The organism is Nonomuraea sp. NPDC049400 (assembly GCF_044466425.1).
GTDB lineage: Bacteria > Actinomycetota > Actinomycetes > Streptosporangiales > Streptosporangiaceae > Nonomuraea.
On record NZ_JBITMP010000048.1, the window covers coordinates 79,057 to 88,466 of the forward strand.

The window sequence follows — 9,410 nt, forward strand, 5'->3', positions numbered from 1 at the left end:
CTGTCCGCCGCCACAGGTCCGCGTAGTCCAGGCGTGGTGGTGACCACGCCTGGACGTTCGACGCGCGGCGAAAGCCCGATCAGTCGATGGTCGCCGTCATGAGGTCGCGGCCCACGGTGAGAGGGCCCTCGTAGCCGCCCAGGCGTACGTCGTTCGCGAAGTCCCTCTCGCCTGCCTCATCGTCCGGGGCTGGGATCAGGTGGGTGAGCATCAGGTGCTTGACGTCAGCGCGCTTGGCGAGACCGCCCAGCGCAACCGTGTCGGCGTGATAGGAGAAGATCTTCTCGAATGGGGTGCCGGCGACGGCGGCGTGCAGCGCGGTGGTCCGGCACGCCTCATGGACCAGCACGTCCGCGTTCCGGCTGAGCTCTTCGACCTCGTCGCACACACGGGTGTCACCCGAGATCACCACCGTGCCGTCGGGTGTGCGGACGCGGTAGGCCACCGCGTCCGGCACCGGTTCGTGGTGAACGGCGACCGCCTCCACGGTGACCCCGTCTCGGCTCCAGATCTCCCGGGGCCGGGACCCGCAGGCGAACGTGTGCAGCCGGGGCTCGGGCGGGGCCTCCTGCACGTGCTCCATGCGCAGCGCGATGTCGGTCGCGTACGGGTCCAGCATCCGCTCGGCGAACCCGGCGGCCACGCCCTCGGGGAGGTGGAGATCGAGCGGGCCCGTCTTCCACACGTGGTCCTGGATCCAGCGCCCCATCACCACGTCCGGCAGCCCGATCACGTGGTCGCTGTGCACGTGGGTGATGAACACCGCGGTCAGCTCGTGCAGGCCGACGCCCGCCTCGGTCAGGCGGAGCACGGTGCCGCGGCCGGCGTCGAACTGCAGGGCGGTCGCGCCGTGGCGGACCAGGACGCCCGCGCCCGCGCGGCCGGGAGCGGGGATCGGCACGCCGGTGCCGGTCAGGGTGACGGTGGTGGTCAAGAGTGGACTCCTTCGCAGGGGCAGGGACGGTTGGTCATGCGCCGGTAGACGACCCACATCAGGACCGCCAGCAGCACGTGGACCGGCACCTCGACCAGGAGCTTGAAAGCCCCCATGGCCAGGGCCCGGTCGGCGAGGTAGAGCCGCGCCTGGTTGGCGACGAGGGCGCCTTCGGCCACGACCCAGATCAGGTTCGCGACGCTGTAGGCGCGCAGCCGGGGCGGGCAGCGCCTCCAGACGAGGCCCTTGCCGGCGAGCACGCCGGCGGCCAGGCCGACCGGCGGCCAGCGCAGCAGCAGCATGATGGGGGTCGCCGCGACGACCGTGGCGCGCAGCAGCAGCACGGGCAGGAAGAAGTTCGTGGCATCGCCCGACAGGACGGTGACGGCGGCGGCTCCGGCGGTCAGCGCGAACCCGCCCACCGCCGGCCAGACGCTGCGAGCCTGGCGGAGACGGTGGACCGCCACCAGCGCGGCCACGCACAGACCGGCCGCCAGCGCCGCCGGCAGCCGGCTCGTCGTCGCGTAGAGCAGCGTGAACCCCAGCACGGGGGCCGCGGTCTCGGCGACGTGCAGCCCGACGTGGCGCAGGGCGGCGAGGTCACTCATGGGCGCCCCGCAGGGTGTGGGTGAAGGTGTGGCGACGCAGCTCCGCCACCAGGGCGCCGGCGTCGCCGGTCACGGTGATCTCGGCGTGCGGGACGCCGTCGCGGGTGGTCGTCTCGACCGTTCCCGCGATCCCCGCCCGGTCGAGCAGCGCGAGCACGACCCGTCGGACAGCGTCCTCACGCAGGCGGGGTTTGAAGATCTTGCCGACGGCGGTGAGCGGGAGCGACTCGACGACGTACACGGCCTTCGGCGCGGCGGCGGGCTCCGGCACCTGCCCGGCTGCCCAGGCCCGCAGCTCTTCCTCGCCCGCGGTGGTGCCGGGCCGGAGCGTCACGTACGCGACCGGCACCTCCCCGGCGTGGGCGTCCGGCCGCCCGACGACGGCGGCTGCCGTGACGTCGGGATGGGTGAGGAGCGCCTCCTCCACCGGTACCGGGCTGATGTTGTGCCCGCCCCTGATGATGAGGTCCTTGGCCCGACCGGCGAGGTAGACGTAGCCGTCGGCGTCCACGTGGCCGAGGTCGCCCGTGAGCAGCCATCCGCCGAAGACCTTCCCCGCGGGGTCGGGGCCGCCGCGGCGGAGGTAGCCGGGGAAGACGTTGGGGCCCTTGATGGCCAGCACGCCCACCTCGCCGGGCGCGCAGTCGGCCACAGGACGGCCGGCGTCGTCCACCTTGACGGCTTTGATCTGCTGGTAGGCCATGCGCAGGCCCACCGACCCGGCCCGGTGGCCGAACACGGGCATGGTGGCGGTGGCGCAGGTGCCCTCGGTCAGTCCGTACCCCTCCACCATGGGGGCCTTCACCGTCGACTCGAACGCCTCGCGCACGCCGCGCGGCAGCGGCGCGGCCCCCACCACGCCCGCACGCAGGCACGACAGGTCCACGTCCTCGGGGACCGGCGGCAGCGCCTGATAGACCGTCGGCACCGCGGAGAACGTGGTGACCCGGTAGTGCTCGATGATGCGCCAGAAGTCCGCCATCAGGCTGGTGTCCCGGAAGCCGAGCGGCCCCAGGCTCACGACGGGCGTTCCATGCATGATCGGCGCGAGGCCGGTGACGTGCAGGGCGTTGACGTGGAACAGCGGCAGCCCGCCCAGCACCACCGCGCCGTCCAGGAAGCCGCCCGAGCAGCCCATCGCCCAGGCCATGTAGACCTCGTTGCGGTGGGTGTGCGGCGCGATCTGCGGAACCCCGGTGGTGCCGCCGGTGTGGAAGTACGCCGCCAGGTCCTGCGGGCCCGGCCGGTGCTCGAACACCAGCGCGTCGGCGGGCTGCCGCGCCGACCTGGCCTCGAAGTCGCCGCCGAGGGCGAGCAGTGCGCGTACGTGAGGCAGCCGGTCGGCGAGGCGCCGCGCCTTCTCCCAGACGGCGGGGGCGAGCGACGGGCCGGCGGCGACCAGGATCTCCGCTTCGGTGAGCGCCAGCAGATCGGCCAGGTGCTCCTCGGACAGCATCGGGTTGGCGGGCGCGGCGACGCCGATCGCCTGCGCTCCCAGCAGCGCGGCATACGTGGCGCCCGTGTTGGGGGCCAGCAAGCCGACCACGCCGCCGGGACGCAGCCCGAGCGCGTGGTAGAGGTTCGCGGCCCGGTGGACGTGGCCGAGCAGGCCGGCGAAGGTCCACGTGCTGGGCGTGCGCCAGGAGCCGCCGCCCTCAGTGATCAGGTGCAGCGCCGGGGAGTCGCCGTGCGCCGCCGCCGACCTGGCCAGCAGCTCGTACGTGCTGGCGGGCAGGTCGCGTGCTTCCAGAGGTTCGGCCTCCACGGCGGCCAGGTCCTCGAGCTCGAGGACCAGGGGTCTGTCGATCATGCGGTGGCGTTCCTCTCGAGTGCGGTTCGGGACGGCGGCAGCAGCGGGAGCCAGGCGGCGGCGTCTCTGGCTATCGCGGCGGTGCCCTTGGCGAGCGGCGCGGCGGCCAGCACCACCCCGTCGGGGCGCAGCAGCACGGCCACGGCCCGCGCGCCGAGCAGCCAGCGGGCCAGGGTCCCGTCGTCAATCGGGGCCGCGCGCAGGTCGAAGACGCGGGCGCGCAGGCGGCGCGTCAGAGCGGCCAGCAGCGGGTCGAGCGGGACGAGCGTCAGGACGGCGAAAGAGCCGCCGAGCACGTCGTCCAGGCGCTGCCGCCGGCCGTTCACCGTCACCCAGGGTTGCGGGGGCAGGGTCCCGGCCAGATCGCCCCACGGACACCGGGGCCGTACGAGCGTGCCGCGGCGCAGCCGGGGCGACCTGCTGTGCGCGGCGGCGGGCAGGCGCTCGGCCTGGGCAAGCAGCAGGCGGCCCGTCTTCGGCGGGCCCGTCATGAGGCGGCCGACGGCGACCGCCAATCGGATCATGTGGGTGACGTGCGGGGCGCGCTCGGCCTGGTAGGTGTCCAGCAGGCGTTCGTGGCCGCCTTCCGAGAGCACGAGCGCCAGCTTCCACGCCAGGTTGGCCGCGTCCCGCAGCCCGGCCCCCATGCCCTGTCCGATGAACGGCGGCGTCAGGTGCGCGGCGTCGCCGAGCAGGAACACCCGTCCCCGCCGCCATCGGTCGGCCACCTGGGCGCGGAAGGTGTAGACGGCCTGCCGCAGCACGTGCAGCTCCTCCTCGGGCACCCCTCGCGTCCAGGGCGAGAGCAGCCGCGTCAGCGCCTCGCGGCCGACGACCTCGCCCGGCCCGACCCGGAACTCCCACCGGTAGCGTTCGGGACCGATCCGCATGAAGGTGGCCGGGCGGTCGGGATCGCATACCTGGTGGACGCCGTCCCACACGTCGAGCGGCTTCGCGCAGCGCACGTCCACCACGAGCCAGCGCTCGGCGGAGCTCAGGTCCCGCATCCGTGCGCCCACGTGGCGCCGGGTGAGGCTGTTGGCGCCGTCGCAGCCGAGCAGCGCGTGGGCCCGGACCTCCTCCTGCCGCCCGCTCGTCACGTCGCGCAGCCGGACCCGCACGGGGCCGTGCCCGTCCTGTTCGATGCCCACCACTTCGGTGCCGGGCCGCAGCTCGGCCTCCGGATGCCGGGCCAGGTTGGCGCGGAGCAGCACTTCGAGCTCCGGCTGGTCGAACATGGTGGCCTGCGGCCAGCCGGAGTGTCCCGTGCCGGCGTCGCGGCGGAACTCGGCCATCGTGCGCAGCTCTCCGTCCAGCAGCCGCATGCCGGGCGCCGGGCGGCTGATCGCGGCGAACTCCTCCGCGACGCCGGCCGCCTGCAGGATGCGCATCACCTCGTCGTCCAGGTGGACCGCGCGGGGCAGCGGGTAGACGCCGGGGTGCGGGTCCACGACCAGGCTGCGTACGCCGTGCCTGGCCAGCAGGGTGGCCGCCGTCACTCCGGTCGGGCCCGCGCCCGCCACGAGCACGGGGATCATGCGTACTCCACCCGCGTACGTTGCCGGCCGAGGTCGATGGCGCGGTCGCCGGTCGCGATGCGCGCCGTCACGACGTCGCCGTGCCGCAGGTAGGCCGGGACTCTCGCCTGCCGCTCGAAGAAGATCTTCCACTTCAGCGGTGGCGGCAGCAGCGAGCCGAGCAGCTCCACCGGCTTCGGCGGGGCCTTCAGTGCGGTCCCGCCAGGAGTGCCGGTCAGCAGCACGTCGCCAGGAGCCATTTCCTGGAAGCGGGCCAGCGCCGTCAGTGCCGCCGCCGGGCCGGCGATCATGTCGGCCACCGTGCGGTCCTGCCGCAACACCTGGTTGACCGACAGCTGCAGCCGCAGGTCCACCAGCCGCGCGAACTCCTCCGGCTCCAGCAGCACCAGCCGCGGCCCCAGCGGCGTGAACGTCGGATAGGACTTGCTCTCGTAGAACTGCGTCTTCGACAGCTGCACGTCCCTGGCCGACACGTCGTCGGCCACCACCAGCCCGGCCACGTAGGCGGGCAGGTCGGCCTGGGACACGGTCACGCCGAGCGGCAGGGGCGCGCCCATGACCAGGCCGAGCTCGATCTCGTAGTCCAGCAGCCGCACGTGCGGCGGCTTCACGATCGTGTCGTACGGCCCGCACACCGATCCGGACGCCTTACGGAAGAACGTGACCGGCACCTTGTCCGGGTCGAAGCCCGAATCCCTGGCGTGGGACCGGTAGTTCACCATCTGGCACACCACCCGGCACGGCGTGGTCACCGGCGACAGCAGCTCCAGCTCCGCCACCGGCACCCCTTCCGGAGCCGGGTTCGTCACCGCCTCCCGGTCGGCCAGCAGTTCGGCCGTGGTCTGCGCGGCCGTGTTCACGGGGTGGGCCAGCCCGTCGCGCTCGACCCACCAACGGCCGTCGGTTCGCAGTACGTTGACGCTCACGCTCTCATCGCCTTCATCAGTCCCAGCAGGCGCGGGACGTCGATCTCGTTGTCCTCGCGCAACGCCGTCACGACGCTGCGCAGCAGGGCGGGGGACGGGTTGGTGCCGAGGAAGTCGCGGGTGACCGGCGGGCCCCACTGCGCCAGGCCAGAGGCCGACATGGGTGCCCAGCCCGGCTCCACCGCGCAGTCGAACAGGTCCCCGTCCGCGAAGTGCTCCACCATCAGCCGGTCGGGATCACGCCAGTAGTCGAAGATCTGGCTGCCCTGGATGTGCCGGCCGATCCCCCACACGCGCCGGTAGCCCCGCGCCGCCAGGTACTCGCCGCCCGCCGCCACCGCGTCCATGTCGGCCACCTGGTACGCCGAATGGACATAGCCCACCCCGGGCCCCAGATGCATGGCCAGCGTGTGGTGGTCGGCCGGCTCACCGCCCCTGTCGCACCTGATGAACGCCATGGTCGGGCCACGGTCGCGCTGGTCGTCCAGGAACAGGAAGTCGCTGACGATCATGCCGAGCGTGTCCAGGTACCAGTCGAGCGCCCGCTCGAACCACCGCGTTTCCAGCACCACATGCCCGAGCCGCCGCACCCGGGCCGGTTCGGGCGCGGGCCGCTGCACGGCGTTGATCCTCGCCGGGTACGGGCCGGTGTTCATCGTCAGGACCGGCTGCTCGGGCAGGGCAGGCAGCTCGGCCGTCCCGTGCACCACCCGTACCGGGATGCCGCTCGGGTCGCGCAGGTCCACCACCCGGCCGCCGCCCCCGCCGCCGCCCCCGCCGTCGTCGAACACGTCGGCCAGCACGCGCACCTCCGCGCCGGTCACGCGGGCCAGCCGCGTCAGGTCCTCGGCCGCGGCCGCCTGGAACGCCGGTCCCACGAAGCGTGACCTCGGGCCTCGCCTGATGACCACGCACTGCCGGCCGGGCAGGGTGCCGCGCAGGTAGAGGGCGTCCGGCGTACGGGCCGCCACGGCGAAACCGAAGTCCCGGGCGAACGACTCGGCCCTGCGCAGGTTCGTCTTCTCGAACTCAAGCCAGGCCAGATCCCTGACCTTGATCACCGGGTCGCGCGACCTGCCGGGGTGCTCGCCCCGCAGCGGCCCGCGTTCGCTGTGCAGATTCGCGTGCGCACTCTCCATCACCACCTCCTGATTGCTTTGTCAGTAGTGATGAAATCATCAGAAATGAGAGCACGCTCTGTCAAGCGCTATGATCTGCGACGTGATGGCGGAAGCCCCGAAACCCACGTCCCGGCTGGAGCGCCGCAAGACCCGCACCCGTCAGGCCCTCATCGACGCCGCCCGCACTTTCCTGGCCAGGCAGGGCATGGCCGAGGTCAGCATTCAGGAGCTCACCGAGGCGGCCGACGTGGGCTTCGGCTCGTTCTACAACCATTTCGGCAGCAAGGACGAGTTGTTCCACGCGGCCATCGCCGACGTGCTCGAAGAGCACGGGCAACTGCTCGACGAGCTCACCGCCGACATTGAGGACCCGGCCGAGGTCTTCGCCGCCTCCGTCCGGCTCACTGGACGGCTGGTCGACACCCATCCCCAGATCGCCCGCGTCCTCACCCGCACAGGGCTGCCGTACCTCGACTCCGACAAGGGCCTGGCGCCCCGCGCGCTGCGCGACATCCGCCGTGCCATGGACGCCGGACGTTTCCGGCTCGGCAACCCGTACGTGGCGCTGGCCGGGGCCGGGGGATCCCTGCTCGGGTTCCTGCAACTCTGGCTCGAACACCCCGACCTGGTGGACGAGGGCTCAGCAGACGAACTGGCCGAGCAGCTGCTGCGCATGTACGGCATGAACCACCAAGAAGCCCACACCATCGCCCACCGCCCGCTGCCCGTTGCCCGGTAGGCTTCGGCGCGGTGACGTTTGAGCCGCCGCACACGCAGGGCTCACCGAACGCGGCCCCGCCAAGCGGGCCTGCTCGTCTTGCGGCTGCGCCGACCCGCACCGCGCGATGGTGCATGGGCCCGGCGTGCAGATCTGCGGCGCAGGCATCGCCCCGGCCGGCGAGTTCTCGCCTACCGTGTCCTCATGCACACGGTGGCGGTCCTGGCACTGGACCATGTGGTGGCGGCCGACATGGCGACGCCGATCGAGGTGTTCGGGCGTGCCCGGCTGGCGGACGGGCGCCGGCCGTACCGGGTGCTGGTCTGTGCCGCGACGCCGCAGGTGGCTGGCGACGCCTTCACGCTCATCGTCCCGCACGGCCTACAGGCGCTGCGGGAGGCGGACACCATTGTCGTGCCGGGATGCTCGGAGCGAGCCGCCCCGCCCGCCCCGGAGGTGCTCGACGCCCTGCGCGCGGCCGCGGCCGACGGCACCCGGATCGCCTCCATTTGCGCGGGAGCGTTCACCCTTGCCGCGGCCGGGCTGCTGGACGGGCTGAGCGCGACGACGCACTGGGTGGCGGCTCGCCGGCTGGCGCAGCTGTTCCCTCGGGTGGATGTGCGGCCGGATGTCCTGTACGTCGACAACGGGCAGATCCTGACCTCGGCCGGGGCCGCCGCCGGCCTGGACCTGTGCCTGCACATCATCCGGCGGGACTTCGGCTCGGCGGTCGCCGCGGACACGGCCCGGCTGTCAGTGATGCCCCTGGAACGGGAGGGCGGGCAGGCGCAGTTCATCGTCCACGCCCAGCCGCCGGTCCCACAGGGTTCGCTGCTGGAGCCGGTGCTGTCCTGGATCGAGGAGAACCTCGCCCAGGAGGTGACGTTGGCGGAGATGGCCATGCGCAGCGGGATGAGCGAGCGGACCTTCAGCCGCCGCTTCCGCGAGCAGACCGGCACCACCCCGCTGCAGTGGCTGTTGCGAGCACGGGTACGGCGGGCGCAGTTCCTGCTGGAGACCACCGACCACGGCGTCGAACGCATCGCCGCGCAGGCCGGTTTCGGCTCGGCCACCGCGTTCAGGGAGCGGTTCAAGCGCGTCGTCGGCGTCACGCCGCAGTCCTACCGCTCCTCCTTCCGGACGCGCGAGCAGGCCTCGCTGTAGTCCTGGGGAAATTCCAACGGATTCGCCTGACCTGCGACGATGCGGGGCCTTTTTCTGTTGGTTGATCACTTCCGCCACGGTTCGTCGAGCCGTGGCCGAGGCCCGGCCGACCGATTAGGGCTTGCCGTTCAAGTCGCCACGTTGCCCTGGTTGGGGTTCGTGCCGGATGCGGTGAGCTCGGCTCTGCCGGTGGCGGTGGCTTCGGCTGTCCGAGCGGCTGGGAGTGGATCCGGCCGTTCTCGCCGAGTACGGTCAAGCGGGAGCAGCCGCGCAGCGATCATCTGCGGTTGGCGGCCGGCTGCTGGTCGTGCTTCAGTCGTGATGCGGTGAGAGCTCCCCTTTTTCCTCTTGGCGTTCGGCCAGGCGGCGGTGCGCGCGTTTGCTTCGCACTCGGACCGCCACGATGGTGAACGCCGCCATCAGACCGAACACGATCCAGGCGCCGTGCCCGAGCGTCTGTGTGAGCCGAACTGCCGAGGCACTTGCGAATGCGCCCAGGCTCACATAGACCGCTGACCACAGCAGCGATCCCGCCAGCGATGCGGGGAGGAAACGCCAGTACGGCACCTTCGATGCTCCGGCTGCCGCAGG

General features: G+C 72.4%; 9 protein-coding genes. 2 read left to right on the plus strand and 7 right to left on the minus strand.

Annotation, left to right across the window (positions count from 1 at the left end):
* Positions 1–79 precede the first annotated feature (79 nt).
* Genes ACIBVN_RS47105 through ACIBVN_RS47130 form a run of 6 tightly spaced genes read right to left on the minus strand, consistent with a single transcriptional unit; the run spans position 80 to position 6,955 of the window.
* Entirely contained in the window at positions 80–934 is an 855-nt protein-coding gene (locus ACIBVN_RS47105; RefSeq protein ID WP_397147050.1) for an MBL fold metallo-hydrolase, read from the minus strand.
* On the minus strand, positions 931–1,542 hold the full coding sequence (locus tag ACIBVN_RS47110) for a DUF3159 domain-containing protein (RefSeq protein ID WP_397147052.1): 612 nt from the start codon (positions 1,540–1,542) through the stop codon (positions 931–933). The genes ACIBVN_RS47105 and ACIBVN_RS47110 overlap by 4 nt, the downstream gene beginning before the upstream one ends.
* Positions 1,535–3,352 (minus strand): AMP-binding protein, encoded by a 1,818-nt coding sequence (locus ACIBVN_RS47115; RefSeq protein ID WP_397147054.1) that lies wholly within the window; start codon positions 3,350–3,352, stop codon positions 1,535–1,537. The genes ACIBVN_RS47110 and ACIBVN_RS47115 overlap by 8 nt, the downstream gene beginning before the upstream one ends.
* Complete coding sequence (locus tag ACIBVN_RS47120) at positions 3,349–4,890, minus strand: bifunctional 3-(3-hydroxy-phenyl)propionate/3-hydroxycinnamic acid hydroxylase (RefSeq protein WP_397147056.1); 1,542 nt, start codon at positions 4,888–4,890, stop codon at positions 3,349–3,351. Before ACIBVN_RS47120 ends, ACIBVN_RS47115 begins: the two co-directional genes overlap by 4 nt.
* Positions 4,887–5,816: a fumarylacetoacetate hydrolase family protein gene (locus tag ACIBVN_RS47125; RefSeq protein WP_397147058.1), complete on the minus strand. Its 930-nt coding sequence runs from the start codon at positions 5,814–5,816 to the stop codon at positions 4,887–4,889. The genes ACIBVN_RS47120 and ACIBVN_RS47125 overlap by 4 nt, the downstream gene beginning before the upstream one ends.
* Positions 5,813–6,955, minus strand: a complete 1,143-nt coding sequence (locus ACIBVN_RS47130) for a VOC family protein (protein WP_397147060.1) — start codon at positions 6,953–6,955, stop codon at positions 5,813–5,815. The genes ACIBVN_RS47125 and ACIBVN_RS47130 overlap by 4 nt, the downstream gene beginning before the upstream one ends.
* An 85-nt stretch (positions 6,956–7,040) precedes the next feature.
* On the opposite strand from ACIBVN_RS47130, the gene ACIBVN_RS47135 reads away from it, so the two are divergent.
* Positions 7,041–7,676 (plus strand): TetR/AcrR family transcriptional regulator, encoded by a 636-nt coding sequence (locus ACIBVN_RS47135; protein WP_397147071.1) that lies wholly within the window; start codon positions 7,041–7,043, stop codon positions 7,674–7,676.
* Between the two features lie 183 nt (positions 7,677–7,859).
* On the plus strand, positions 7,860–8,819 hold the full coding sequence (locus ACIBVN_RS47140) for a GlxA family transcriptional regulator (RefSeq protein WP_397147062.1): 960 nt from the start codon (positions 7,860–7,862) through the stop codon (positions 8,817–8,819).
* Positions 8,820–9,131: 312 nt separating this feature from the next.
* Here the strand turns inward: ACIBVN_RS47140 and ACIBVN_RS47145 are convergent.
* Positions 9,132–9,410: DedA family protein (locus tag ACIBVN_RS47145; protein ID WP_397147064.1), on the minus strand; the 279-nt coding region annotated here is incomplete at its 5' end.

Excerpts from the sequence above, each read along its gene's own strand:
- ACIBVN_RS47110 (WP_397147052.1), bottom strand. The coding sequence starts at position 1,542 with ATGAGTGACCTCGCCGCCCTGCGCCACGTCGGGCTGCACGTCGCCGAG.
- ACIBVN_RS47115 (WP_397147054.1), bottom strand. The coding sequence starts at position 3,352 with ATGATCGACAGACCCCTGGTCCTCGAGCTCGAGGACCTGGCCGCCGTG.
- ACIBVN_RS47120 (WP_397147056.1), bottom strand. The coding sequence starts at position 4,890 with ATGATCCCCGTGCTCGTGGCGGGCGCGGGCCCGACCGGAGTGACGGCG.
- ACIBVN_RS47130 (WP_397147060.1), bottom strand. The coding sequence starts at position 6,955 with ATGGAGAGTGCGCACGCGAATCTGCACAGCGAACGCGGGCCGCTGCGG.
- ACIBVN_RS47135 (WP_397147071.1), top strand. The coding sequence starts at position 7,041 with ATGGCGGAAGCCCCGAAACCCACGTCCCGGCTGGAGCGCCGCAAGACC.
- ACIBVN_RS47140 (WP_397147062.1), top strand. The coding sequence starts at position 7,860 with ATGCACACGGTGGCGGTCCTGGCACTGGACCATGTGGTGGCGGCCGAC.